This is a genomic window from Nocardioides sp. WS12 (assembly GCF_014108865.1).
Lineage (GTDB): Bacteria > Actinomycetota > Actinomycetes > Propionibacteriales > Nocardioidaceae > Nocardioides.
Map to the genome: position 1 here is coordinate 1405070 of NZ_CP053928.1, position 24892 is coordinate 1429961.

The following is a 24892-nucleotide window of genomic DNA, read 5'->3' on the forward strand; positions in this document are numbered from 1 at the left end:
TGGCCGATGAGCCAGCCCTCCCGAAAGCCCGCCAGTGTGGTCTGGGGACGCGGTCGCAACCTGCTCCTGACCGCGGCCCGCGACCTGTTCGCCGAGCACGGGTACGACTCCGTGACGACGCGCCAGATCGCTGAATCTGCGGGGGTTTCCGAGCAAATGGTGTTTCGCCATTTCGGATCCAAGGCCAATCTCTTCGAGGCCGCCGCCGTGGCTCCATTCGTCGAGCACCTCGATGCGTATGTCGCTGACTGGGAGCGACGGCCGACGGGAGAGCGTGACGCGGTGGAAGAAGCAGCGGACCTTTACCGCGGCATGTACGAAGTGTTCGCAGCGAACCGGGGCCTACTCGCGGCACTCCTGTCCTTCCAGGGCGACTCGCCCTCCGGGTCTGCTGAGGCGATCGGCGGGATCCTCGGGCCGGCCCTGGACCGATTCGCCGATCTGTTGACCACGGAGCAGAAGCAACGCGGATTCCGGGATTTTGACACGCGGATCGTGGTTAGGCTCGTGGCCGGGTTGGTGATGTCGCAGACCGCTTTCGGTGACCTGCTGTACGGCGATGACGCCCCTCCGCGGGCGGAGGCGATCATCCGTGAGATGGCGATGCTGACCATCTTTGGTGCGTGGCCGCCCGAGGCGTTCGGTCCTCTCGGTGAAGCGCGTGTTGTGCGGCCAGGCGACCCGGCCAGCCGGTGACACCGCCGCTCGGGTGGGCAGCGGCCCCCGCGAGGTAGAGGCCGGCCACGGGCGTGTCATAGCCGCCGAAGCCGCGGGCGGGACGCAGCGCGCCGAGCCGGTTGACCAGCATGTCGACGTGGAAGAAGGCGCCGGCTGGGGCGGCGAAGCGGCTCTCGAAGTCCGCAGGTGAGGTCACCACGCGGCCGATCTCGGTGTCCGTGCCGCCGAGGAAGCGTTGCGCCGATTTCCAGACGGCGTCGGTGATCGAGTCCTTCGCGGTTTCCCAACCGCCGTCCGGGCGCAGCGGCACGTTGGAGTTCAGGTAGAGCACGTCGCCCCCCTCGGGAGCGATCGTCGGGTCGACCGCCGACAGGATCGCCATGTAGACCGGGGGATTCTCGGTGTTGAGGCCGACCCGCATGGCGCGCATCTGAGCGATGTGGTCCTCAAGAGTGCCCGTCATGAGCGTGGCCTTGCGTACGTCGGCGTCGTCGCGGCGCTTGCGGCGCAGCTCGGCAGCAGGGAACCCGATCCGCCCGCCGGTGGCCATGTCGATCTTGAAGGCCGCGACGTTGATCGAGTTGGACGGCACCATCGCCACGCGGTTGTGTTCGGTGCGGGTCAGGTGCTCGGGGGCCAGCAGGGGACCGAAGGTCACCTGCGGGGCGAGGTTCGACAGCACGCCGTGGCGGGCGTGCACGGTGCTCCCGTCCTGGAGTCGTACGCCGACCGCCCGGCCGCCCTCCACGAGGATCTCTGCGACGGCTGACTCGAGGCGCAGCTCACCGCCGTTCTCCTCGAGGACCCCCTGCATCGCGCGGACCAGGCTGGTCATCCCACCTCGAGGGCGCACCACTCCCGGACCGCGGTGCACGCCGGCGAAGCCGAGCACATAGGCGCCGCTGCCGATCGCGTCGGACGGCCCGATCATGCTCGACCAGTAGGCCCACAGGCCGCGCATCGCATCGGACTCGAAGGTCTCCGAGATCCACTCGAACGCATTCAGGGTGGCCAGCTGTCCCAGCAGGCGGCGGGTGGCGCGGTCGGGGCGGTGGCGCAGCAGGTAGCGGGCGAAGTCGCGCTTGCCCCAGGCCGACGGGTGCTGGATGAACAGCTGATCGACCAGGTCCATCACCCAGTTGATCGGACCCTGGAGGTCGGCGTAGGTGCGGGCGTCGGCGTGTGAGAAGTGCCGGATCTCCTCGACGGCGCGACGCGGGTCGCGCCACAGCAGGAGGGTCTCGCCGTCCTCGTCCACCCAGCCGTAGGGGTGGTCGAGCGGGATCGTTTCGTAGCCGTGGCGGCGCAGGCCGAGCTCGGCGGCCAGGGGCGTCTGTGCCATGAACATGTCGTCCATCGCGCCCAGGCTGAGCAGGTGATCCGGGGCCTCGGGCAAGTAGGCGTGGCTCGCGGAGAGGCCGCCCGGGATCGGAAGTTGCTCCAGCACGCAGACGGTCCGGCCGCTCGCGGCGAGGGTCGCTCCCGCCGAGAGCCCGTTGTGACCGGCCCCGACGACGACGTAGTCGAAGGTCTGCGTCGTCACGAAGCACTCGCGCCCAGGTCGTCGAGGCGTGGTGCGGGAGCACCCCGGTCGGCCCGGAGCCTGCTGACCCAGACGGCGACGCCGACCAGGCCCGCGAACGCGACGACACCGGACGAGAGGTACTGCCAAGTGCGGAAGGCATCGCCGTAAGCCCCTGCTGTGACGCCCCACCAGAGCGGGATCATGGCAGCGAAGCAGGCGTAGATGACGGGCGACTGGGAGATCGCCGACCGGCGACGCAGGATCAGCGGGACCACGGCCAGGGGAAGCGCGTAGAGAGTGGTCGCGGCCAGGGCCTGGTAGAGCGGGTCGTCCCAGATCGTCTTCTGGTACTCCCAGCAGAGCACGAACAGCGCGGCTCCGCCGAAGAGCAGCGCGCCCCACTGCCGCTGGCTGCCGTTCGGGAGGTACTCCTTGCGTCCGACCCGCAATGCCTGGGCGAGGAAGACGAGCTCGAGGAGGAAGGCGGTCACCAGGCCGACCCAGAAGAGCTTGAGGAACCAGTGGTCGTAGGTGTTGAACCAGGTGTCGAAGCGGACGACGACGCCGAGGTCGTGGGCGAACCACAGGAACGTGCAGGGGAGCGGGATCGAGATCCAGCCCTCGCGCCTGGTCATCACGACCGCGGTGACCATGGCGACGTTCTGCAGCATCATGGCGAGGGTGAAGCCGATCATGATCGGCCAGGTGTGGTCGTCGATCGCGTCGAGGATGGTCTGTGGCTCGTACACGGCTGGTCCTGTCGGGGGTGGGTCAGGCGACGGGCTCGAGCTCGCGGCGCGAGGTTCCGGTCCACGAACTTCGAACGGCTCCAGCAGCCCTCAGCTGTACGACGACCACGATGCTCCAGGCGCAGGCCGCTGAACAGATCCCGACGTAGGGCCAGGAGCGGAAGAAGTCGTCGCCGAAAAAGCCCACGGAGGCGATCGAGTAGCACCACGTCATCGCCGCGAATGCTTCGTACTCCAGGACCGACATGCCCGCCGGGCCACGCCGTCGCGCGAGGAGGGCCGCCGCGGAGGGCAGGCCCCACAGCAGCGTGCCCATGAAGGAGATCAAGAAGAGCGGGTCGTCGAGCGCGCCCTTGAGGAGCGACCAGCTGATCACTCCGGCGGCGAGCGCGCCCACCATCCTCAGCGTGTGCACACGCTGGGTCTGGCCGGGGGAGAGCTCGTCGCGTCCATAGCGGATCGTCTGGACGACGTACACCGACTCGGAGACGAAGGTGACGATGATCGCGAACCAGAACAGCTGCATGAACCAGTGGTCGTAGGTCTGGAACCAGTCCTCGTGGCGCAGCAGGTAGTTGCCGTCATGGGGCCACCACAACACGGTCATCCACAACGCCATCGGGGCCACCCGGTCGCGCCTGCTCATCCGCGCTGCCTCGATGAAGAATACCCACATGGCGACGATCGAGAGGCCACCGATCGCCACGATGGGGATCGCGTGGTCGGTGATGGAGGCCAGGGTCTCCGCCGCGTCGTAGCTCGCCATGGAGCTCAGAGACCAGCCGCGGCCAGGGGCTGAGCGTCGGTGAATGATCCCGGCGGGGGCGTGATGCCGTTGTCACGGCACCAGGCACCGGGTTCGCGCTGGCGGCGCCGGGGGATGCCGTTCGAGGGCAGCAGTTGGGACCCGATCGGCGGCAGAGGCGGGAGATCCATGCCCTTCTCCGCTGCCAGTTCATCGGCGTCCTTCTCCTCGGACATGCCGATCGGGCCGACCTTCTGGGCATTGAGGAACTGGCGGACGACGGGCTCCTCGGAGGAGAGGAGCATCTCGCGCGGGCCGAACATGGCCAGGTGCCGGTGGTAGAGCAGGCCGATGTTGTCGGGGATCGTGCGGGCCGTGTGGATGTCGTGGGTCACGATCAGGAAGGTGGCATCGATCTGCGCGTTGAGGTCGACGAAGAGCTGGTTGATGAACGACGTGCGCACGGGGTCCAGGCCGGAGTCGGGCTCGTCGACCAGCAGGATCTCGGGCTCGAGCACGAGGGCGCGGGCCAGGCCTGCGCGCTTGCGCATGCCGCCCGAGATCTCGCCGGGGAGCTTGAGCTCGGCGCCGGTCAGGCCGACCAGTTCCATCTTCTCCATGACGATGCGGCGGATCTCGGACTCGCCCTTGTTGGTGTGCTCGCGAAGGGGGAAGGCAACGTTGTCGTAGAGGTTCATTGAGCCGAACATCGCGCCGTCCTGGAAGAGCACCCCGAACATGCGGCGGATCTCGAACAGCTCTGCCTTGCGACACGTGGCAAGGTCGGTTCCCTCGATGATCACGGAGCCGCTGTCGGGCTTGAGCAGGCCGATCAGTGTCTTGAGGAGCACCGACTTGCCGGTGCCTGATGGGCCGAGCATCACCGAGAGCTCGCCCGCAGGCAGGGTCAGCGAGACGTCACCCCAGATCACCTGCCGTCCAAAACTCTTCGTCAGGTGCTCGATCTTGATCTCGACGCCCATGTCTTTTCCGCTTCCGTGACGATTTATGAATCTTGCTGTCTAAATAAACCGCGTGAGGCGCGTCACGTCAACCGTCAGCGAAGGGTTGGCTGCCGCGGACATGCCTTGACCAGCGCGGACGCGGAAGATAAATTGAGACGAGCAAGTTCAGAATGTTGCTCCTGGTGGATCGAACTCGTCCGGGAGCGGATGCTTGAGTCGAAACAAGGAGCAACGATGAATTACAACCTCCCGACCGAGAACTCACTGCGAGGGCCGTTCCAGCCCATGCGGTTCGAGGCGACGGTCGACGAGTGCATCGTCACCCACGGCGAGATCCCCAAGGACCTGGCTGGAGGTTTCTACCGGGTGGGTCCCACGTGGAAGCGCCCCACGAAGCAGGGGCCGAACCCGCTCCTCAGCATGGACGGAATGGTCCAGGCGATCACGTTCGAGGACGGCGTTGCCAACTTCAAGAACCGCTGGGTGCGTACTCCCAAGTACGTCCTCGAGGAGGCCCGCAAGCAGGGCATGTTCGAGTGGCAGGACGGCGGCTTCGGTGATTGGCGCGACACGGCTTACGGCGAGGTCAAGCGCGACGCTGGCAACCAGGGCGTCTCGCGCGGTGTCTCCAACATCAACATCTTTCCGTTCGCCGGCGAGATGCTCGCCTCGAGCGAGCAGGGCGGCCCACCGATCGCCATCGATCCGATCACCCTCGAGACGCGCGGCATTGTGCCCTGGTCGCCGAAGCTCTCTTCGGGGCTGCACACCCCCGCCGCCTACGGCGACGCCACGTTCTCCGCCCACCCGAAGTGGGACCCGGACACAGGTGTCCTCTACGGCTGGACGTACAGCGACGAGGCGCCCTACGTCGTCATGCACTACGTGAGCCCCGACGGCACCGTCGACACCCGTGAACTTTGGGACGCGCCGTACAACACCGTGGCCCACGACATCTGGCTGACTCCGGAGTGGGTCGTGATGCCCTTCCAGCCCTTCCTCGTCGACAAGAAGCGCTTCGAGAAGGACCTCAACATCTGGGAGTGGAACGAGGAGCTGCCGATCATCATCGGCCTCATTCCGCGCCGCGACCTGCACGGTGAGATCCGCTGGATCAAGACCGACCTTCCGCCGCAGTACGTCATGCACACGATGTCGGCCAACGTGGTCGGCAACGAGCTCCAGCTCGACGGCCCGATCTTCAACCGGCCCCCGTTCCCGTTCGAGCAGGACTTCACTGCGGGCGACGACATTGCACTGTTCTTCTCGATCGCGAAGAGCAACCTGGGTCGCTGGTGCATCGACCTGACGACGGGCAAGGCCCGTGCTGAGCAGCTCTCGGACCGACCTTCCGAACTCCCGAAGGTCGACGAGCGTTTCTACGGCAAGGGTTACGAGTGGGGCTTCTCGGTCGGCGGCGTGGTCAAGCGCAGCGGCATGAAGATGAACAACCTCACCGTGACGAACATGAAGACGCTGTCCGAGTCGACCTACCAGATCCGTGACAACGAGCCCGCCGCCGTGCTCGAGGCGACCTTCGCACCCCGCAAGATCGACTCGCCCGAGGGAGACGGCTACATCATCGTCCCCGTCTCGTGGTGGGCCGAGAAGCGCGGTGAGTACCTGATCTTCGACACCGACGACGTGAGCGACGGACCCATCTGTCGCATCGAGCTGCCCTTCCAGATCGGCTGGACACCGCACGGACATTGGATGGACTTCCGCTGATCGACGCAGCGGGTACGACGCCGGCGGCACCTCCTGGGGGACTCGAGGTGCCGCCGGACTTCACGGCGGAGCGCGTGCTCGGGAGGCGTCCGCCGGATCCCGCCCGGTCTGGTCTGGTTTCAGGGGCAGGTCGACGCGGATGGCAACGGCGAGGAGTTGTGGCGCCCGCTGGGTGGTGCCGGATTCCTTGGCACCCACCTCCCCCTGAGGAACAGGAGCGGTGCTGATTGCCTGCCCTCGCCTCCGGCTGCGAGCGGACCGGCGCGTTGCTCCGGGCCACGCCGTCGTTTCGAGTTGGCAAGGCCTATTCGAGGGTTCCCAACTGCATCACTGAGCACTAATCTAAGACGAATAGTCTCAAATCTTTCGGAGGAAATGTCATGGCCCCGTCGCAGTTCATCCACCACAGGGTCCAGCTCGGGATGTGGGCCTGTGGCATCGGATTCGGAGTCCTCTTCTTCGTCGGGCTCGCGCCCCTATCCGGGTTCATCCCACCGCCCTCGCCCGAGTTGTCTGGCGCCGAGTTGATGGCCAAGTACGGCGGCAACCTGAACATGGTCAAGTTGGGCATCGTCGTCGGACTCCTCGGGGCCACCCTGCTCGTCCCGTGGTCCGCGCTCGTCGCGATCCAGACTGCACGGCTGGAGGAAGGGCGACGTTTCCCGTTGTGGGCGATTTTCTCGGCGATGGCCGGAACCGTGAACGCGGTCGCTTTCATTCTGCCCTTCATCTTCTGGGCCGGGGCCTACTACCGGGCTGACCGCTCGCCCGAACTGGTCCAGTTGATCAGTGACATGACGTGGATCGAGTTCCTGCTCTTCTTTCCTACCTTCAGCATGCAACTGTTCTGCCTTGCGATGGCAGGTCTCAGTCAGCGTGAGGGCCCCTCCGTGTTCCCGCGCTGGTTCTACTACCTCAACCTCTGGATGGCGCTCATCGGGTCGACCGGGATTCTGGCGATCTTTTTCTTCTCGGGCCCGTTCGCCTGGAACGGCGCGATCGGTTTCTACCTGCCGGTCGGTTCCTACGTGCCCTTCCTGCTCATCACCTGGTGGCAGTTCTACAAGGCGATCACGGCCGAGAAGCGCTACTACGAGACGCTCGAGTCGTCGAACTCGGGACGGCAGCCGATCGTTGTCTGACCGGTTGCCAGGGGTTGCCCGTGGCCGTTCGCCGAGAACGGAACAATCCGATCGGAGTTCCCTGTGGTGAGCTATGCCATCAGGATGGTCACCGCCGTGGTGTGCGTGCACGAGGTGCTGAACAGTCCGATCGCGTTCAGTCGTGTGCGACGTCGGTCAGTACCGACGGCAGGGCGAAGGTGCGCAGGACGTGCTCCAGTTGCCCACCCCGGGCGGCATCGTGGAGCAGGGCGAACGTCAGTACCCCCTGGATCCAGCGCCCGGCCTCGTCAACGGTCGTGTCGCCGCGCAGCCGCCCGGCCGACTTGGCTCGCTCCAGGACGGGGCGCGCCGTCTCGCGGATGAGCTCTTCGATGGGGTGCGAGTGGCCGAAGAGTTCCTTGACCCGATCAGCGGGCAGGGCCGCATTCAGTTCGTTGAGTTCGGTGTGAGTCGAAGCGGTGTCCACCGCGCGCATCAGGAAGGCCAGAAGTGCCTCGTCAACGTCGTCGGGATCGCCGGCGCCTGCAGTAGTCAGGTGCTCCTTGAGCTCTTCGCAGCACTGCACGATCGCGAGCTCAACGAGCTCGTCGCGGCTCGACACGGTGTTGTAGACGGTCTGTCGCACGACGCCGGCTGCCTTGGCCACGTCGGCCATCGTGGACCGTCGGACGCCGTAACGGGCGAAGGTCTCCCTGGCGGCACGCGTCAGGAGCGCCGCGGAGTGATCCATGCCGGAAAGGCTAGTGGTCGGTTGCATTCCGTTTGCTCGTCCCTCCTTGCGTGGTCATGCGGCGAAGTAGAACCCCAGCGTCGCTAGGCACACCACCAGGCACCAGACCTCGAGCAACAGCCGCAGAGCCAAGGGCGCGTGATTGAGCTCCATGAAGTACAGGCCCACGAACCGGACCTTGACGAAGGCGACGACCATGATGATGGTGCTTGCCGTGGTGTGGTCGTCGACGAACCCGTGATCAGTGCCGAGGGCCCAGGACAGGACCGTGGCGAGTATCAAGAAGACCCAGACCACCGTGGCTTTGGAGCGGAACAGGTTGATGGTGGAGCGGGCGTTCGTGTCGAGAGTGCTCATGGGTTCACCTCACGAGGAAGATCAGCGGGAAGAGGACGAGCCAGAGCAGGTCGACCATGTGCCAGAAGCAGGCGCCGCCTTCGAAGAAGACGAACTGACCCCTGGACAGTGACGCCTTGCGTGCCATCAGGACCATCACGGTCAGCACGATCAGTCCGAGAATGAGATGGAAGGCGTGCAGGCCAGTCAGGACGAAGTAGTACATGTAGAAGTCGCTGGTTTGGGGCGTGATCCCGTGGCTGATCTTCTCGGAGTACTCCAGCACCTTGACGCCCAGGAAGCCGGCGCCACAGAACCAGGCACCGATCAGGAGTCTCGGCGTCCAGGAGTGGTGGTCGGCCGAGCGGATCGAGCGCATCGCCAGGACGACGAGGAAGGAGCTGAGCAGCAGCAGGACCGTGTTGAGGGCCCCGTAGTTCTGATTGAGTTGGGCCTGGTCTGCAGCGAAACCGCTGGGGTCGGAGATCCGGGCTTGCAGGAAGACGCAGAAGAAGACAGCAAAGACGCACATGTCGCCGAAGATGAAGATCCAGGTCCCCTCCTCGCCAGGCACCCGGCGCTTCGGGTTGTCTTCGCCAGCGTCCGGCGCGAGCAGGTCAACCTCGAGGCCGGCCATCAGAGGAACGCCGTCTCGAGGTCGCGTTCTTTTGCGGCTCCGGAACGCTGGTCATCCTCCTGGCCGCGCAGCGCGCGGAAGAGGAGCCAGCACTGGATGGTGATCCAAACGCCGAACAGGGTCAGCGGTGACCAGAAGACGAGCAGGCCGTTCCATGCCAGGGGGCCGGTCTTCGGAATGAACGCGAACGCACCGGCTTCGAACATCACGGTGATCCAGAGCGACAGGTAGCCCCACCAGCGGGGGAAGGGATTGTTTGACACCAACTGGGTCGCCGGTCGGAGGGCCAGGACGGTCACGCCGACCCACATGAAGATGTAGTACTGGTCGGTCGTAGTGAGGGTGAGCAGGCCGATCTGGTGTGCGAGAGCGGTGATCTCGGGCTCCCGGTCGGCGGTGAAGGCCGCCGCGCCCCAGAAGATCGGAGGCAGCGCGAGGAACAGGGACATCAGGGCACCGCTGACCAGGGACAGCGCGCTCCAGATCTTCGCTCCACCGGTCTCCACGCGGGCCATCTGGATGGCCACGACAGCCAGGATCGGCATCATGAACGCGCCGGTCCAGCCGGAGATCACGGCGCCCCAGCGGATGCTCGTTGAATGGTCGCGATAGAACTCCGAGACGCTCTCGGCAGACCAGTCGGCGCTCGGCGGCGGAACCATGCGCATCAGAAAGATCAGCGCGAGGGCGTAGGCGACGGCGAGCCCGATTCCCCACCACAGGATGGCGCGTTGGCTCTTCACTGAGAAGAGGGACGTCGTGGCGGACATGGGTGTGCTCCTCGGGAAGGCAGGACGTGGTGCTCGTCACGCTAACAAGTCATACGACAATTGTACATAGTTTGTCGCGACGTCGTATCTCAAAATCTTCAAAAGAAGGCGTGACGGCGCTCCGATACTTATGAGACAGTGTGACTCAAATAACAAGTCCGGAGGTCACGATGAACGCCCTGCACCGTCAAGCGCCCAGCCATCCGTGGGTGCGCAGAGGAGCCGCGTTGCTCCCGTTGGTCCTGGTCTCGGCGACGTGGACGGCCAACGTCAGTGGCGTCGGTGGTCCGTCCGCCGGGACATCAGTATCGAAGCACAATGTGTCGCGTGCCCCGGTGCAGGTGCCGGACGTCGAGGTGGAGCCCGCCGCAAGCGTGGCCCGGCCGATTGCCTCCGGGGGTCGGGGGCCGGGAGTGGTCCGGACCGCGGCCGCGGTGCAGATCCCGGCCGCTGCGCTCGCGGCTTACCAGCGGGCAGCGACGGTCATCGCCTCCGCTGACGAGAACTGCCATCTCGCGTGGCCGCTCCTCGCAGCGATCGGGCGGGTCGAATCCGACCATGGCCGCGCCGGGGGGAGCGTTCTCGATGACGAAGGCGTGGCGCGGCCGGCCATCGTCGGGATCCGTCTGGATGGCCGGCGAGGGACGTCGCTCATCTCGGACACTGACGGCGGTCGGTACGACGGCGACCGCAGCTTCGACCGCGCCGTCGGTCCGCTGCAGTTCATCCCCACGACCTGGGGGGTCGTGGGGGTGGACGCTGACGGTGACGGCGCCCGCAACCCGCAGGACATCGACGATGCCGCGCTGGCGGCAGGGGTCCACCTCTGCTCCGGCACGGGCCACCTGGGCCGAATGGCCGACCAGCGCCGGGCCCTTCTGCGCTACAACCATTCCGGCGCATACGTCCGGCTCGTGTTGTCGACTGTGCGCTCCTATGAGGCCTCAGCGGACAGCTCTGTTGCCGGCTACCTGGTTGCGCAGGGTTCCTCGCTGCGCGGGCACCGCAACGAGCGGTCGAACCCGACCCGAACCCGGGCAACGGCTGTGCTTGAACAACCCTCACCTGGCCGAGACGATCGGCCCGCCGAATCGTCAGGATCGCGGCCAGAACCTGTCGATCCGACTCCGAAGCCTGCCCCGACCGCGCCGTCGAACGACCTGGTCACTCGTGTTGGGAAGGTCCTGGAGTGCGCGGTCCAGGGCTTGGTCTCGCTGCTCCAACGGACATCTGCGGGCAACTGTGTCGCCGGTGTCCTGACGCCATGATCCATCCCAACCCGATCCGCGAGGAGGGCTCGAGGCCAGCCGCCGCGTGGTGGTGCGGGGGACTCGAAAGAGGGCGCCGCCTCCATCGAGTTTTCACATAGGATTCCCATAGATCACTGGGGCGATTGGCCGTTGGCAGGGGATTCCCATACCTCAGACCGACCCGCCGCGACACGGTCCGACATCGAACGGCGGGGCGAGCACGATGACAAAAGCGCAGGTCACGAGCCGATTCGGCTCGCTCACCTGCGCTTCTGCTTCGGTGCCCCTGAACAGCTTCGGTTGATGGGTGACAGATCAATGTCGGTTGATCGTTGACACTCAGTCTTGAACTTTACGGCGGCGTTGGCCGCCGGGGACTTGGGCTCGTTTGACTCTCACCTCCCCTGTGTTGGTCCGGGCTTGGGTGCGCAGGAGGTGGTCGCCGTCGTAGAACTGCAAGACGTCGTCGGTGACCCAGACGTCGATGTTGCGACCTGCGGCTGCGACGCCGAGACAGACTTGTTGCCAGTTCACGCAGACCACGCCGAGCTTGCTGGCGCGCCGCGCTACCCAGGTCCCCTCACCGCGTCCGGTGTCGGGATGACCGGATTCCCTGGTCGTTCGGGTCGGACGGATCGTGATGGCCGGTGCGACCTGCTCACGGAAGAACCGCGACGAGGGGGTGGCCATGTCGAGTGCCTGATGTGGCCGGTTGGCGTTGTAGTCAGCGACCCACTCGTCCAGTTCGCCTTGGGCTTGCTCGAGGCTGGCAAAGGTCCGGTCGGTACGGAACTCGGTGCGCAACGCGCGGTGGAACCTCTCGATCTTCCCTGTGGTCGTGGGGGAGCGTGGCTGGGTCAGACGGTGGGTGATCCCGTTCTCGCGACAGATCCGGTCAAAGAGCACCTCGACCGGCGGCCGGTTGAACCGGCCGGTGAAGACCTTCCCGTTGTCGGTGAGGATCTCCTCAGGAACTCCGTAGGTGCGCAGGGCTAGGGCCAGGCCGTCGCACACCCGTTGGGAGGACTCGCGCAGCATCAAGAACGCGCTGACACAGAACCGGGAGTGGTCATCGACCCCGGTCAGTGCCTTTGCCCGGCGGCCATCGGCCAGCGCGAAGCCGCCGACCACGTCCATCTGCCACAGCTCCATCGGCTTGCCGCGTTCCCACCGTTTCCACTTCCGGTCCCGCGGACGTCGGGCGGCCGGGTCGATCAGCGACATCCGGACCAGTGCCCGGTAGACCGCTGAGGCAGAGGGCAGCGGTTCCACGTCCCTCTTGTCGAGTTCGTAGACCAGCCGTTTGGGTCCCCAGGTTGGATGCAAGCGCCGTAGTTCGGCGATGGCGACCTCGACGACTCCTGGCATCTGATGTGGGCATGACCTGGGTCGGTGCGAGGCATCGCCGAGGTTCTCCAGCCCGCCGGCTTCGTACTTGCCCAGCCAGGCATGCAGTGTCTGCCGCGAGACCCCGAACCGGGCCGCGACGTCCTTGACCGTTTCGCCGTCGCTGATCACTGCCAGCACGGCCTGATAACGCTGTTCAGCCACACTCATCTCCCGCATTCCGGGAGTGTCAAGCCTCAACCGGAGCAGCCGTCAAGCATCAGCCGAACATGTGTAAGGCCTCAGCCGAAGGCGAACTGTCAACCTTCAACCGATGCAACACATCTGCTTCGGTGCCCCAGGCAAGAGTCGAACTTGCGACCTTTCGCTTAGGAGGCGGCTGCTCTATCCACTGAGCTACTGGGGCTGGCGGTGGACCATCTTGTCAGGTCGAAGTGTTCTGCCGCGAAGCGGATTGGGCCCACGGCCGCCGAGCGGGGAGAATGGGTGGATCCACCGCCGGTCTTGGACCGGACCGTACGGTGGGCCAGGCGCGAGGAAGCGCTGTCGGTTGCTCTCGGAAGCACCGGAAGAATCCGCAGTCCCGCCCCGAGGCGGCCGCACGACCAGGTGATCGATGACGCAGGACGAACGCACTCGCCCGATGGCGGGTGAGCAGAGCCCGCCGGGCGGAGCCCGCCGGGTCGCCACGTCACGCGCCGAACACCGTCCCAAGGCGGATCGCGGTGCTCGTGGTAGTGGCGCGCGCAACCGTGGTCGTCGCAAGGCCCCGCAGCCGGGCAAGACCGTCTTCAAGGTGATTGCCACCAGCCTGCTCGCGCTCGGCATGGCCACCGGTGTCGGCGTCGTCATGGTCTACAACAACTGGAACAGCAACCTCACCGTCGAGAGCCTCGCGGACCAGGTGAAGAACCGGCCCGAGAAGGTCGCCACCGGTCCCCTCGACATCCTGGTGATGGGCGACGACACCCGCTCCGGTGAAGGCAACGACATCGACGGCGAAGGTGGTGGCGGGTCCGACACCACGATCCTGTTCCACCTCTCGGCCGACCGGAAGTTCGCCTACGGGATCTCGATCCCGCGCGACACGGTCGTTGACCGACCCGAGTGCTACAAGAAGAACGGGGACATCATCCCCGCCCAGCCGGCTGCCCAGTGGAACGCTGCCTATTCGGTCGGCGGACCGGCCTGCACCATCCAGCAGGTCGAGCAACTCACCGGCATCCGCGTCGACAACTACATCGTCGTCGACTTCAACGGCTTCAAGGACATGGTCGACGCCCTGGGTGGTGTCGAGGTCTGCATCCCCGAGGACATCGAGGACGAAGAGCACGGCATCACGCTGAAGGCCGGTACGCGCGAGATCAAGGGACAGCAGGCGCTCAGCTACGTCCGGGTCCGCCACATCGGCGACGGCACCGACCCGCAGCGGATCAAGCGCCAGCAGGCGTTCATGGCCTCCATGATCAGCAAGGCAGTCGCGGCCGACACCCTCGCGCAGCCGGTGAAGCTGACGAAGTTCGTCAACGCGACGACCAGCTCGCTCAAGACCGACTTCAAGAACATCGCCCAGCTCGCCGACATCGCTGCTTCGTTCAACGGCATCGGGCTGGACAACATCTCCTTCGTCACGACGCCGTGGGTCTACTCCACGTCCCAGCCGGGCCGGGTCGAGTGGACCTCCGCGGTCAACAAGCTGTGGCGCCTGGCGCGCACCGACCGTCGCCTGACCAAGGAGTACCTCGGCGACTCGATCAGCGCCGGTGAGAACACCGACGGATCGTCGTCGGCCTCGGGCAGCGCGAGCCCCCCGGCTTCCGGGACGACCGATCCGACGGATCCCACGGACACCGCGTCGCCGGGCGGCGAAGCGACCGACGTGCCCCAGGGCATGTCCGACGACGCCCGCGCCCGCGCAGGTCTGTGCTGATGGAGCCCGAGTGGAAGCGCAAGCAACGCCTCGCCGAGATCTTCGGTGATGTCCTGCCGACCGTGACCTCGGACGAGAAGGACCCGCCGTCACCCGTGAAGGACGGCGACGACACCGCGTCCGAACGCTGGCTGAAAGCACAGGTGCCGCCTCACCACGGAGGGTGAGACGGCACGTGCGCAGAGTCTGCTGGTCGAGCGTGTCTTCGGTGTAGTGGGGAGCAGCAAGCTGCTCGGATGACACCTCCCGCCACGCTGCCGACAGGCTGGGTGCTGCGGGAGCTGACGCTCTCCGTCAGCGGGTGGCGAGCGAGTCGCGGATCTGCGTGAGCAGTTCGACCTCGCTCGGGCCGGCGGGCGCGTCCGGGAAGAAGCGCTCCTTGGCCTTGGTGTAGGGCGTCACGACCAGGAAGTAGACGATCGCTGCGAGGATCACGAACGCGATGACCGAGTTCATGAACGCACCGAAGTAGGTCCTGTCGCTGAAGACGTCGTCCATGGCGTCGGGCAGCAGGTCGGTCAGCCAGGCGGTGAAGGTGGTGACGACCCTGCCGAACGCCGTGGCGATGATGAAGGCGACGGCGATGTCGACCAGGTTGCCCTGGAGCAGGAACTTTCTGAATCCAGCCATTTGTGTCTCCTCTGTCCCGAGATCTCTTTGATGAGGCGTTCTGAGCAGACAGCAACCTATCTGTGACACCACGTATAAGTCACGTAGGTCGCCACCGACGCTCCGGCGACCGTGGGGGCGTCGTTCGCGCTCACAGCGGCGACGATCAGGCGTCCGGGCAGGGCTCCGTCGCCTGAGATTCCGGCCTCGGGCACCGCCAGCACGGTGACCTCGCGGGCCAGTTCCTCGGTCGTTCCTGCCTGCGGATCGGTGGCCAGCAGGTCGATCCGGTCGCCCACGGTGAGCAGCGCTGCCTGGCCCGCATCGGACAGCCGGATCGGCACCACGACGGTGCCGGGAGGCGGCGATTGAGCGAGGCCCGCGCCCACCAGGCGTACGTCGGTCACCGGTTCGCCCTCGCGGAGCGGGGCGGCCAGCAGGCGCCCGGCCGGCGCCCCCACCACCCCCTCCGGTACGACGCCAGGAGCCACCTGTTGCTCGACGAGGTCCTCGATGCGCAGGAGTTGCCCGGCCGGCAGGTCACGCGCGGCGACGAGCATCGTGGTGGATGCCGGTGGTGGCGGCGCGAGGGTACGCAGCGAGGCAGCGACCGCCACCGCGATCAGCAGAACCGCGATCAGGCGGCGTCGGCGGAGCACGCGTCGTCGTACCTCGGCGAGGGCGTCAGCGAAGGACTGGGCGCGGGTGCGCGGCGGGCGCGCCGATGAGGGGTCCCAAGAATCCATGCCCGCGACGGTAGGTCGCTGGCGCCGGTCGTGCCGGCGTCCTCCACAGGCTCAGGCAGGAGAGGCGGCAGCGCCGCTGCTGGTGCTGCTGCTCGAGGTCGACTTCGCGGGCGCCGAGGAGCCCGAGTCCGAAGACGACGAGGAAGAAGAGGACGCCGCGGGCGCGCCCTCGGAGGACGCGGCCGGCGAGGACGCGGTCGTCGAGGAGCGGCTGTCGGTCTTGTAGAAGCCGGAGCCCTTGAACACGACACCGACGGAGTTGAACACCTTGCGGAGCTTGCCCTCGCACGCGGGGCACACCGTCAGCGCGTCGTCGCTGAAGCTCTGGACCTGCTCGAACGCGTGGCTGCAGGCGGTGCAGAGGTACTGGTAGGTCGGCATCGGTGGATTCTCCGGGTTGGCACTCTCGACTTTCGAGTGCCAATGCTACGTCACGACCCCCACAGACGGCACAATGACGCCCACCATGTCGGGAGCAGAGAACGTCGATCAGCACGCCAGCCCGGATTCGGGGTCCCGAAGGTGGTCGCGCTCAGTGCGCTGGCTGACCGTGATCGCCGTGTTGTGCACGATCGCGCTGGTGGCCAGCCTGACAACGGCATGGGTCGTCGCGCGCAAGCCCTGGCCGCAGACCAGCGGGGAGCTGGAGATCAGCGGTCTCGAGGGCGAAGTGCAGGTGATCCGTGACGAGGCCGGCATCCCGCAGATCTACGCCGACTCGATGCCGGACCTGATGCTCGCGCAGGGCTTTGTCCACGCCCAGGACCGCTTCTTCGAGATGGACGTACGACGCCATGCCACCGCCGGTCGGCTCTCGGAACTCTTCGGCGAAGCCGGGATCGAGAGCGACCTGGTGGTGCGGACCCTCGGTTGGCGCGACGTCGCCGAGAAGGAACTGACCCTGCTTCGCCCGGCCACGCGCAGCGCGCTCGACGCCTACGCCGAGGGCGTCAACGCCTATCTCGCCGGCCGCTCACCCTCCGACATGTCGCTGGAGTACAGCCTGCTCGGTCTCAGCGGCCTCGACTACACCCCCGCGAAGTGGACCGCCGTCGACTCCATCGCCTGGCTGAAGGCGATGGCGTGGGACCTGCGCGGCAACATGGAGGAGGAGATCGGGCGCGCCCTCACGGCCGCAACCGTCGGCACCCAGCGCATGGCCGACCTCTATCCCGGCTACCCCTACGCGAAGCACGACCCGATCGTCCAACAGGGCGGACTGCTCGGCGACGAGTTCGACCAGGACGTCAGCGGCGGCGGGCAAAGGCTGTTGCAACGTCCGCCCCTCGGCGATCCCGACGCGCTGGCGGCCCTCGCTGAGGTGCGCGGAGTCCTCGCCGGCGTACCGCCACTGCTCGGGCAGGGCGACGGCATCGGCAGCAACGCCTGGGTCGTCGACGGCAACCACACCAGCACCGGCGAGCCGATGCTCGCCAACGACCCGCACCTCGGGATCTCGCTCCCGGGTGTGTGGACACAGGTGGGGCTGCACTGCCGCACGGTCTCGACGGAGTGCCCGATGGACGTGGCCGGGTTCAGCTTCTCCGGCGTTCCGGGCGTGGTCATCGGACACAACGCCGACATCGCGTGGGGCTTCACCAACCTCAGCCCGGACGTCACCGACCTCTACGTCGAGCGGATCAAGGGCGACACGTGGGAGTCCGACGGCAAGGACCTGCCGCTCGTCGTACGCAAGGAAGTCATCAAGGTCCGCGACGGATCGTCGATCGACCTCGACGTGCGCTCGACGAGCCACGGGCCGTTGCTGTCCGACCTGGCCGAGCTGGACGACGAACTGGACGCGGTCGACCTGACCGAGGACGGCCTGGTCGACCAGCTCACCGACATCGCCTCGGAGCAGGGGCCGGAGAACTCCGGCGACGAGTCCTTCGAGGACCACATGAGCGACGTCCTGCAGCGGGAGTACGGCGTCTCGCTCGCCTGGACCGCACTCGAGCCGCGGCCCACGGCGGACGCACTCTTCGCGCTCAACACCGCCAGCGACTGGACGTCGTTCCGTGCCGCGCTCAGCGACTTCGCCGTACCCGGGCAGAACGTCGTGTACGCCGACACGAAGGGCCACATCGGCTACCAGGCGACCGGGCTCGTCCCGATCCGCAAGCCCGGCAACGACGGCCGGATGCCCGCTGCAGGGTGGAAGAGCGACACCGCCTGGACCGGCGAGTTCGTTCCGTACGACGCCCTTCCGAACGTGCTCGACCCGGACTCGGGGATCATCACGACCGCGAACCAGGCGGTGATCGACCCGGAGCGGTACGCGCCGTTCCTCACCTCCGACTGGGACCTCGGCTACCGCTCGGCGCGGATCAACGAGCTCCTCGAGGCCGACGACGAACTGAGCGTGCGCAGCATGGGGGCGATCCAGCTCGACGACTGGAACGCCATCGGCGAGGTGCTGACGCCGTACCTGCTGCGGGTCGACCTGCCGCGCGGCTACTACTCCGACGGCCAGCGGTTGCTGCGTTCGTGGAACTACCGGCAGGGCCCGGAGAGCGGCGCGGCCGCCTACTTCAACGTCGTGTGGCGCGAGGTGCTGCAGCGGACCTTCGGCGACGAGTTGCCCGACGCCCTCGACCCCGACGGCAGCGACCGCTGGTTCGCCGTCCTCGCGTCGATCCTGCCCAAGGGATCGGCGAGCTGGTGGGACGACGTCGAGACCGACGGCGTCCGGGAAGGTCGCGACGACATCCTGCGCGCGTCCATGAAGGCCGCGCGCGACGAACTCACCGCACGCGAGTCACCCAACGCCGAGGAGTGGACGTGGGGTGCACTGCACAAGCTCGAGCTCCGCTCGGCGACGCTGGGGGAGTCGGGCATCGGTGTCATTGAGCGGATCTTCAACCGTGGCGGCTGGGAAGTCGGCGGCGGCGGTTCGCTCGTCAACGCGACCGGCTGGGACGCGACCGAGGGGTACGACGTCGTGACCGCCCCGTCGATGCGGATGGTCGTGCCGATGGACGACCTGGACGCCGCGCGCTGGATCAACCTGACCGGCGTCTCCGGGCACGCGTACCACCCGAACTACACCGACCAGACCGACCGCTGGGCCCGCGGCGAGACCCTGCCGTGGGTGTTCTCCGACGGCGCCGTCGAGGATGCCGGCGAAGACGTGCTGACCCTGCTGCCCGCCGGCGGTTAGAAGCGGAGCAGCCCGCCTGGCGTCGCGGCGGCCGTGACCGGTCGGTCGTGCGGCTCGGCCGGTACGTCGGGGAGCACCTCGTCGTCGTACAAAAGGACACAGGTGAAGGTGCCCGCCGGCACGCGGCCGAGCGCGCGGTCGTAGGAGCCGCCGCCGCGGCCCAGGCGAATCCCGCCCTCCGACACGGCAACACCGGGCACCAGAACGACATCGGCGGTCGCCACGGCGTCGACGCCGAGGGACGGACCCACGGGTTCGAGAAGTCCGCGGCGAGCGGGCGCCAGGGACATCAGTCCCCGGTAGACCGCCCAGTCGAGGTCGTTGTCCGGCAGCAGGACGGGGAGGATCACCCGCTTGCCTGCGTCGGCCAGTCGGTCGAGCAGATCGGTCGTGCCGGGCTCGGTGCCGAGGGAGACGTAGCACGCGACGGTCGCGGCCCGTCGTACCTCATCGGTGGCCAGCAGGACGTCGGCAATGGCCCGCGCGGCTTCGCCGACCTCGGTCAGCGGTCGACGCCGCCGGCCGGTCAGGACCTGGTCCCGGACAGCGATCTTGCGTGTCGCCTCTTGGCGCGGTTGTGGACCGGTCACCGGACAAGCCTACGATCGACTCATGGGTATGACTGGACGTAGCGGTGGACTCGAGAAGGCGCGGGCAAAGATGCTGGCGGCGGGCGTGGACCCGGTGGCGATCGACACCTTCGCTCACTACTACCGACTGCTCGAGCACGGCGAGACCGGGATGATCCCTGAGTCGTCGATCGACCCCGTCGACATCGAGAGCCTTGCTGACGCGGACGTCCCCGCCGATGTCGCGGCCGACGCGATCGGCAAGACCGTCGCCATCAAGCTCAACGGCGGCCTCGGTACGTCGATGGGCATGGACCGCGCGAAGTCGCTGTTGTGCGTACGCCGCGGCCTGTCCTTCCTCGACATCATGGCCCGCCAGGCGCTCCACCTCCGCAAGGAGTACGACGCCCGGTTGCCCTTGATCCTGATGAACTCCTTCCGCACCTCCGCGGACACGCTGCACGCACTCGGGCGCTACGAGGACCTGGCGGTCGACGGACTGCCCATCGAGTTCCTGCAGAACAAGGAGCCCAAGCTCCTCGCGTCCGACCTGACGCCGGTGTCGTGGCCGAAGGAGCCGGATCTCGAGTGGTGTCCGCCGGGCCACGGTGACGTCTACACCGCGCTGCGCGGCACCGGCCTGCTCGACCAGCTCATCGAGCACGGGTTCCGCTACGTGTTCGTCTCGAACTCCGACAATCTCGGTGCGGTGCCGGACCCGAAGGTGGCCGGCTGGTTCGCCGCGTCGGGTGCACCGTTCGCGATCGAGGCGGTTCGTCGTACGGCCTCGGACCGCAAGGGTGGCCACTTCGCCCGCCGCAAGACCGACGGCCGGATCGTCCTGCGCGAGACCGCGCAGACGGCGAAGGAGGACCTCGAGGCCCTCGCCGACCTGACCCGCCACCAGTTCTGTTCGACGAACAACCTGTGGTTCGACCTGCACGCGATGAAGGCCAAGCTCGACGAACGTGAGGGCATCCTCGGCCTGCCGCTGATTCGCAACAACAAGACCGTCGACCCGGCCGACCCCGACAGCCCGGCGGTCGTGCAGATCGAGACCGCGATGGGTGCGGCGATCGAGGTGTTCGACGGTGCTCGCCTGATCGAGGTCGGGCGTGACCGGTTCATCCCGGTGAAGACCACCAACGACCTGCTGGTGCTGCGTTCCGACGTCTACGAGATCGGCGCCGACTTCGGCCTGACCCAGGTCGCCAGCGAGGTGCCGTTCGTCGAGCTCGACGCCGACCACTACAAGCTGGTCGACGACTTCGACCAGCGCTTCCCCGAGGGTGCGCCGTCGCTGGCGAAGGCGTCGTCCCTCAGCGTCGACGGCGACTGGACCTTCGGCCACGGCGTCCAGGTCGTCGGCTCGGTCGAGCTCTCGGGCAAGGGTGCGCAGCGGGTTGCTGCCGGCGAGGTACTCGCTGGTTCGGAAGGCTGACCCGTTGGCTGGATCGCCCGGGTCGACCGTGTCGGTCGAAGAGCACCGCGCCCGGATCCTTGGCACGGTCGCCCCGTTGACGCGCTTCGACATGGTGGCGCTGGCCGACGCGATCGGTCGAGTACTGGCAGCCGATGTGACAGCCCTGCTGTCGGTACCGCCGTTCGACCATGCGGCGATGGACGGTTTCGCGGTCCGAGCCGCCGACGTCGTTGCCGCCTCCGAGGCGACGCCCGTCGACCTGCCCGTCGCCGGCGTGATCGCAGCAGGCGATCAGGTCCTGCCGCTTCCCGAGGGTGCGGCCATCCGGATCATGACCGGAGCTCCGGTGCCCCCGGGCACGGACGTGGTCATCCCCTTCGAGTGGACGACGGGCGCCGATCCGGTGCGGATCCTGCGGACCGCCGCGACGGGTCGCCACATCCGCAAGGAGGGCGAGGACGTCGCCGCCGGCGAGATCGCGCTGCGCGCCGACACCCGCCTCGGTCCCCCGCAGATCGGCCTGCTCACGTCCGTTGGGGTGCGGGAGGTGCCGGTGCATCCGCGGCCCCTTCTCGCCGTCATCTCCACCGGCGCCGAACTGGTCGACGGCCAGATCCCCGACAGCAACACCGCGACCCTGGCCTCGGCCGGTCGCGCGACCGGCGCCGACGTCACAGCCTTCGGACCGGTGGCCGACGACCCGGCGATCTTCCGCGAGCAGTTGCAGAAGGCCGCCGAGGTGTCCGACCTGGTCGTGACGACGGGCGGCGTCTCCGCCGGCGACCACGACGTGGTGAAGGCCGCGCTGCGCGACGCCGACGGCTTCTGGTTCGGCCCCGTTGCCATGAAGCCCGGCCGTCCGCAGGGCTTCGGCGTCGTGCCGACGTCGGACGGGCGGCAGGTTCCGGTGGTCACCCTGCCGGGCACGCCCGTGGCCGCCTACGCCTCCTTCCTGTTGTACGTCGTCCCGGCGCTCCACGTCCTCGCTGGACGCGAGGTCGCGCGCCAGACGGCCGCACTCGCTGCGCCGGTCGAGGGTGCCGATCGCACCGTCCTGCTGCCTGGCCTGTTCGACCACGAGGGCCGGATCGCCCCGCTGCCGGGGCACGCCGGCCACTCGCAACGGTTGCTCGCCGTGGCCGATGCATTGCTCGTCGTACCCGCGACCGGAAAGGTGGTGCCCGAGGGCACCACCGTCGAGGTCCTGCCGCTCCACCCCGAGGAGGACCGAGATGGCCGATGACGCCACCCAGCCACGGTTGACCCATGTCGACGCCAGTGGCGCTGCGCGGATGGTCGACGTGTCCGCGAAGGACGTCACGCACAGGGTCGCGAGCGCGTCCGGCCGCGTCCTGGTCTCGGCCGAGGTCATCGGACTGCTGCGCGGCGAAGGCGTGCCGAAGGGCGACGCCCTGGCCGTCGCGCGGATCGCCGGGATCATGGGCGCCAAGCAGACGCCCGCGCTCATCCCGCTCTGCCACCCGCTCGCCATCTCCGGTGTCACCGTCGACCTGTCCGTCGCCGACGACGCCGTCGAGATCCTGGCCACCGTGAAGACCACCGATCGGACGGGCGTCGAGATGGAGGCGCTCACCGCCGTCTCCGTCGCCGCGCTCACCGTCGTCGACATGGTCAAGGCCGTCGACAAGGCCGCGGTCATCACCGACATCCAGGTCGAGACCAAGTCCGGCGGCAAGTCCGGGGACTACACCCGATGACTGGCCTGCCTGCGACGGTGATCGTTGCGTCGAACCGCGCCGCCGCTGGTGTGTACGACGACACGACCGGCCCGCTGATCGTCGATGCCTTGCAGGGACTGGGCTTTGTCGTCGCCGCGCCCGTGGTCTGCCCGGACGGGGAACCGGTCGGGGAAGCCATCGCCGCGGCGGTCGCTGCCGGCGCGCGCGTCGTCCTCACGACCGGTGGCACCGGACTCACCCCGACCGATCGCACTCCCGAGGCCACCCGGCCACTGCTGGACCGCGAGGTCCCGGGCGTGGCCGAGGCGATCCGCGCCGCCGGTGTCGCAAAGGGCGTGCCGACGGCCGCGTTGTCCCGTGGCGTTGCCGGCATCGCCGGACAGACGCTCGTGGTCAACCTGCCGGGCTCGCGCGGTGGCGTGAAGGACGCGCTCGCCGTCCTCGAACCCGTGCTGGTGCACGCAGTCGAGCAGATTGTCGGGAGCGACCATTGAGTGGCGTACGCCGCGAGCGTTCGCCCCGTGAGCGGACGATCGTGGCCGTGCCCGGACGGGCCTGGCCGAACGAACTGACCTCGGGCTCCGACCCGGTGGTCCGGCTGCGTCCGATTCGCCGCAGTGACGCCCGGCCGTGGCGCGCCGCCCGCCGCCGCAATGCCCTGTGGCTGGGGCCCTGGGACGCCACCGCGCCTCCTGGCGCCGATGCCCGCCCCCTGACGTTCCGAGGGCTGACCAAGCGACTGTCCCGCGCGGCGCGGAAGGGGACGACGTACCCCTTCGTTGTGGAGGTGGACGGCAAGTTCGCCGGCCAGGTCAGCGTCAACAACATCGTGCGCGGCTCGGCGCAGTTCGCGTCCGTGGGTTACTGGATCGACCAGGACTTCGCCGGCAAGGGCGTGATCCCGCGCGCGGTCGCGATGGTGATCGACCACTGCTTCTTCGTGGCCGGGCTGCACCGGATCGAGATCTGCATCCGCCCGGAGAACACGAACTCCCTGCGGGTGGTGGAGAAACTCGGCATCCGCGAGATCGGGTACGCCCCGCTGTTCCTGCACATCGACGGCGAGTGGCGTGACCACCGGATCTTCGCGGTGGTCCGCGAGGAGGCGCCGCAGGGTGTGCTGATCAGGCTCGCGGAGGAACCCGAAGCTTGATCGACTCGGTCAAATCACACACGTCACACGAATCAATCTGTGACACACCGGTCGACATGCGCCCCACTTTGAGGTAGCGCTCCTAACCTCTCGTTGTGGACCTGAGCGCACTGATCTTCGTCGCACTGGCGGTGGCGTGGGCCGTCTACCTCGTTCCGAAGGCGCTCAAGCAGCACGAAGAGGACGCCGACAGTCGATCTGTCGAGGGCTTCTCCGACCGCCTGCGAGTGCTCGCCCGTCGTGACGCGGTGTCGGCCACCGAAGCCGAACTCGTGCCTGCCGGACGCAAGTCCTACGACACCTACGAGCCGACTGAGGACGTCGTGTCCGAAGACGGCCCCGCGAAGCCCGCGCCGGCGCCGCGTACCCGCCCCGACGAGCTCGGCAAGGTCCAGCGCCGGCTCCGCCAGGCGGCTGCCCGTCGTGCCGCCGAGCGTCGCCGCCGGGTCTTCAACGTCCTGCTGGCCGCCATCATCGTCACCTCTGCCCTGGCGATCGGCAGCGTCATTGGTGCCACCTGGATCCTGATCCCGGTCGTCCTGATGGGCGCCTGGCTCGTCGCATGCCGGCTCATGGTCAAGCGCGAGCGTGCCGCTCGCGCTGCTGCTCCGGTCCGCAAGCGCCGTCGCACCCTCGCTGACGAGGTCATCGAGGACGAGGACGCCGACGAGGACGACGACGAGAGCGACAACACCCAGGACATCCCGGTCGTCACCGCGGAACTGCTCGATGAGCCCGTCGCCGTGGACCCCGATGCCTGGACCCCCGTCCCCGTCCCCCTGCCGACGTACGTCGACAAGGCGCCCGCGGGACGCACCGTCCGCACCATCGACCTCGACTCCACCGGTGTGTGGAGTTCGGGCCGCAACGAGGCCGACTCGCAGCTGGCTCGCGAGGCCGACGCCCAGCGCGCCAAGGCCGAGCCGGACGCCGAGATCAAGCAGCGTCGCGCCTCCGGTTCCTGACGGGCCGCGCACCTTTCGCAGGAGGGGATCCGGATTCGGACACCCGTGACTCG

26 protein-coding genes and 1 tRNA gene are annotated in these 24892 nt (G+C 67.5%); 13 read left to right on the forward strand and 14 right to left on the reverse strand.

Annotated elements, in window-relative coordinates; genetic code table 11:
- Positions 1-6: 6 nt before the first annotated feature.
- Positions 7-696 (forward strand): TetR/AcrR family transcriptional regulator, encoded by a 690-nt coding sequence (locus tag HRC28_RS06545; protein WP_182379339.1) that lies wholly within the window; start codon positions 7-9, stop codon positions 694-696.
- Here HRC28_RS06545 and HRC28_RS06550 read toward each other — a convergent pair.
- From HRC28_RS06550 to HRC28_RS06565, 4 genes are read right to left on the reverse strand one after another with little or no spacing between them, the layout of a single operon-like run.
- Positions 587-2221 (reverse strand): NAD(P)/FAD-dependent oxidoreductase, encoded by a 1635-nt coding sequence (locus HRC28_RS06550; protein WP_182379340.1) that lies wholly within the window; start codon positions 2219-2221, stop codon positions 587-589. The genes HRC28_RS06545 and HRC28_RS06550 overlap by 110 nt on opposite strands.
- The gene (locus HRC28_RS06555) at positions 2218-2952 is read right to left on the reverse strand and encodes a hypothetical protein (protein WP_182379341.1); all 735 of its coding nucleotides are present in this window, start codon (positions 2950-2952) and stop codon (positions 2218-2220) included. Before HRC28_RS06555 ends, HRC28_RS06550 begins: the two co-directional genes overlap by 4 nt.
- Before the next feature lie 22 nt (positions 2953-2974).
- Positions 2975-3718: a hypothetical protein gene (locus tag HRC28_RS06560; RefSeq protein ID WP_182379342.1), complete on the reverse strand. Its 744-nt coding sequence runs from the start codon at positions 3716-3718 to the stop codon at positions 2975-2977.
- A gap of 5 nt (positions 3719-3723) precedes the next feature.
- Entirely contained in the window at positions 3724-4680 is a 957-nt protein-coding gene (locus HRC28_RS06565) for an ABC transporter ATP-binding protein (protein ID WP_182379343.1), read from the reverse strand.
- A 216-nt stretch (positions 4681-4896) separates the two neighbouring features.
- Here HRC28_RS06565 and HRC28_RS06570 point away from each other — a divergent pair, with 216 nt between their 5' ends.
- Both HRC28_RS06570 and HRC28_RS06575 read left to right on the forward strand, forming a co-directional pair.
- Positions 4897-6390, forward strand: coding sequence for a carotenoid oxygenase family protein (locus HRC28_RS06570; RefSeq protein WP_182379344.1), 1494 nt, complete (start codon positions 4897-4899; stop codon positions 6388-6390).
- A 380-nt stretch (positions 6391-6770) separates the two neighbouring features.
- A complete protein-coding gene (locus HRC28_RS06575) occupies positions 6771-7532 on the forward strand; it encodes a hypothetical protein (RefSeq protein WP_182379345.1) in 762 nt (253 codons plus the stop codon).
- A gap of 136 nt (positions 7533-7668) precedes the next feature.
- Here HRC28_RS06575 and HRC28_RS06580 read toward each other — a convergent pair whose 3' ends face one another.
- From HRC28_RS06580 to HRC28_RS06595, 4 genes are read right to left on the reverse strand one after another with little or no spacing between them, the layout of a single operon-like run.
- Entirely contained in the window at positions 7669-8244 is a 576-nt protein-coding gene (locus tag HRC28_RS06580; protein ID WP_182379346.1) for a TetR/AcrR family transcriptional regulator, read from the reverse strand.
- 54 nt (positions 8245-8298) lie between these two features.
- Complete coding sequence (locus HRC28_RS06585; protein WP_182379347.1) at positions 8299-8601, reverse strand: cytochrome C oxidase subunit IV family protein; 303 nt, start codon at positions 8599-8601, stop codon at positions 8299-8301.
- Positions 8602-8605: 4 nt separating this feature from the next.
- A complete protein-coding gene (locus tag HRC28_RS06590; RefSeq protein WP_182379348.1) occupies positions 8606-9217 on the reverse strand; it encodes a cytochrome c oxidase subunit 3 in 612 nt (203 codons plus the stop codon).
- The gene (locus HRC28_RS06595; protein ID WP_182379349.1) at positions 9217-9987 is read right to left on the reverse strand and encodes a hypothetical protein; all 771 of its coding nucleotides are present in this window, start codon (positions 9985-9987) and stop codon (positions 9217-9219) included. The genes HRC28_RS06590 and HRC28_RS06595 overlap by 1 nt, the downstream gene beginning before the upstream one ends.
- 170 nt (positions 9988-10157) lie before the next feature.
- Here HRC28_RS06595 and HRC28_RS06600 point away from each other — a divergent pair, with 170 nt between their 5' ends.
- A complete protein-coding gene (locus HRC28_RS06600; RefSeq protein WP_182379350.1) occupies positions 10158-11255 on the forward strand; it encodes a lytic transglycosylase domain-containing protein in 1098 nt (365 codons plus the stop codon).
- Positions 11256-11576: 321 nt separating this feature from the next.
- Here the strand turns inward: HRC28_RS06600 and HRC28_RS06605 are convergent, their stop codons facing one another.
- Both HRC28_RS06605 and HRC28_RS06610 read right to left on the reverse strand, forming a co-directional pair.
- The gene (locus HRC28_RS06605) at positions 11577-12803 is read right to left on the reverse strand and encodes an IS481 family transposase (protein WP_182376924.1); all 1227 of its coding nucleotides are present in this window, start codon (positions 12801-12803) and stop codon (positions 11577-11579) included.
- A 114-nt stretch (positions 12804-12917) separates the two neighbouring features.
- Positions 12918-12990, reverse strand: a tRNA-Arg gene (locus HRC28_RS06610).
- A gap of 210 nt (positions 12991-13200) precedes the next feature.
- Here HRC28_RS06610 and HRC28_RS06615 point away from each other — a divergent pair.
- On the forward strand, positions 13201-14514 hold the full coding sequence (locus HRC28_RS06615) for an LCP family protein (RefSeq protein ID WP_237111727.1): 1314 nt from the start codon (positions 13201-13203) through the stop codon (positions 14512-14514).
- Complete coding sequence (locus HRC28_RS06620; RefSeq protein WP_182379351.1) at positions 14514-14681, forward strand: hypothetical protein; 168 nt, start codon at positions 14514-14516, stop codon at positions 14679-14681. The genes HRC28_RS06615 and HRC28_RS06620 overlap by 1 nt, the downstream gene beginning before the upstream one ends.
- A 127-nt stretch (positions 14682-14808) precedes the next feature.
- Here HRC28_RS06620 and HRC28_RS06625 read toward each other — a convergent pair whose 3' ends face one another.
- The 3 genes from HRC28_RS06625 to HRC28_RS06635 are packed head-to-tail and all read right to left on the reverse strand — an operon-like array spanning position 14809 to position 16250.
- The gene (locus HRC28_RS06625) at positions 14809-15144 is read right to left on the reverse strand and encodes an MscL family protein (protein ID WP_182379352.1); all 336 of its coding nucleotides are present in this window, start codon (positions 15142-15144) and stop codon (positions 14809-14811) included.
- Positions 15145-15200: 56 nt separating this feature from the next.
- Positions 15201-15869, reverse strand: coding sequence for an SAF domain-containing protein (locus HRC28_RS06630; protein WP_182379353.1), 669 nt, complete (start codon positions 15867-15869; stop codon positions 15201-15203).
- A gap of 51 nt (positions 15870-15920) precedes the next feature.
- Positions 15921-16250 carry an FmdB family zinc ribbon protein gene (locus tag HRC28_RS06635; RefSeq protein WP_182379354.1) on the reverse strand — a complete coding sequence of 110 codons (330 nt, stop codon included), beginning with the start codon at positions 16248-16250 and terminating at the stop codon, positions 15921-15923.
- A 154-nt stretch (positions 16251-16404) separates the two neighbouring features.
- On the opposite strand from HRC28_RS06635, the gene HRC28_RS06640 reads away from it, so the two are divergent.
- Positions 16405-19029 carry a penicillin acylase family protein gene (locus HRC28_RS06640; RefSeq protein ID WP_237111728.1) on the forward strand — a complete coding sequence of 875 codons (2625 nt, stop codon included), beginning with the start codon at positions 16405-16407 and terminating at the stop codon, positions 19027-19029.
- On the opposite strand, the gene HRC28_RS06645 is transcribed toward HRC28_RS06640, so the two are convergent.
- Complete coding sequence (locus HRC28_RS06645; RefSeq protein ID WP_202033243.1) at positions 19026-19619, reverse strand: 5-formyltetrahydrofolate cyclo-ligase; 594 nt, start codon at positions 19617-19619, stop codon at positions 19026-19028. The genes HRC28_RS06640 and HRC28_RS06645 overlap by 4 nt on opposite strands.
- Positions 19620-19647: 28 nt before the next feature.
- Here HRC28_RS06645 and HRC28_RS06650 point away from each other — a divergent pair, with 28 nt between their 5' ends.
- From HRC28_RS06650 to HRC28_RS06675, 6 genes are all read left to right on the forward strand, one after another.
- Positions 19648-21039, forward strand: coding sequence for a UTP--glucose-1-phosphate uridylyltransferase (locus HRC28_RS06650; RefSeq protein ID WP_182380491.1), 1392 nt, complete (start codon positions 19648-19650; stop codon positions 21037-21039).
- A gap of 4 nt (positions 21040-21043) precedes the next feature.
- Positions 21044-22264 carry a gephyrin-like molybdotransferase Glp gene (gene glp, locus HRC28_RS06655; protein ID WP_182379355.1) on the forward strand — a complete coding sequence of 407 codons (1221 nt, stop codon included), beginning with the start codon at positions 21044-21046 and terminating at the stop codon, positions 22262-22264.
- On the forward strand, positions 22254-22739 hold the full coding sequence (moaC, locus tag HRC28_RS06660; RefSeq protein ID WP_182379356.1) for a cyclic pyranopterin monophosphate synthase MoaC: 486 nt from the start codon (positions 22254-22256) through the stop codon (positions 22737-22739). The genes glp and moaC overlap by 11 nt, the downstream gene beginning before the upstream one ends.
- Complete coding sequence (locus HRC28_RS06665; protein ID WP_182379357.1) at positions 22736-23215, forward strand: MogA/MoaB family molybdenum cofactor biosynthesis protein; 480 nt, start codon at positions 22736-22738, stop codon at positions 23213-23215. Before moaC ends, HRC28_RS06665 begins: the two co-directional genes overlap by 4 nt.
- A 41-nt stretch (positions 23216-23256) precedes the next feature.
- Entirely contained in the window at positions 23257-23874 is a 618-nt protein-coding gene (locus HRC28_RS06670) for a GNAT family protein (RefSeq protein ID WP_182380492.1), read from the forward strand.
- Between the two features lie 95 nt (positions 23875-23969).
- Positions 23970-24839 (forward strand): hypothetical protein, encoded by an 870-nt coding sequence (locus HRC28_RS06675; RefSeq protein WP_182379358.1) that lies wholly within the window; start codon positions 23970-23972, stop codon positions 24837-24839.
- Positions 24840-24892: the final 53 nt, after the last annotated feature.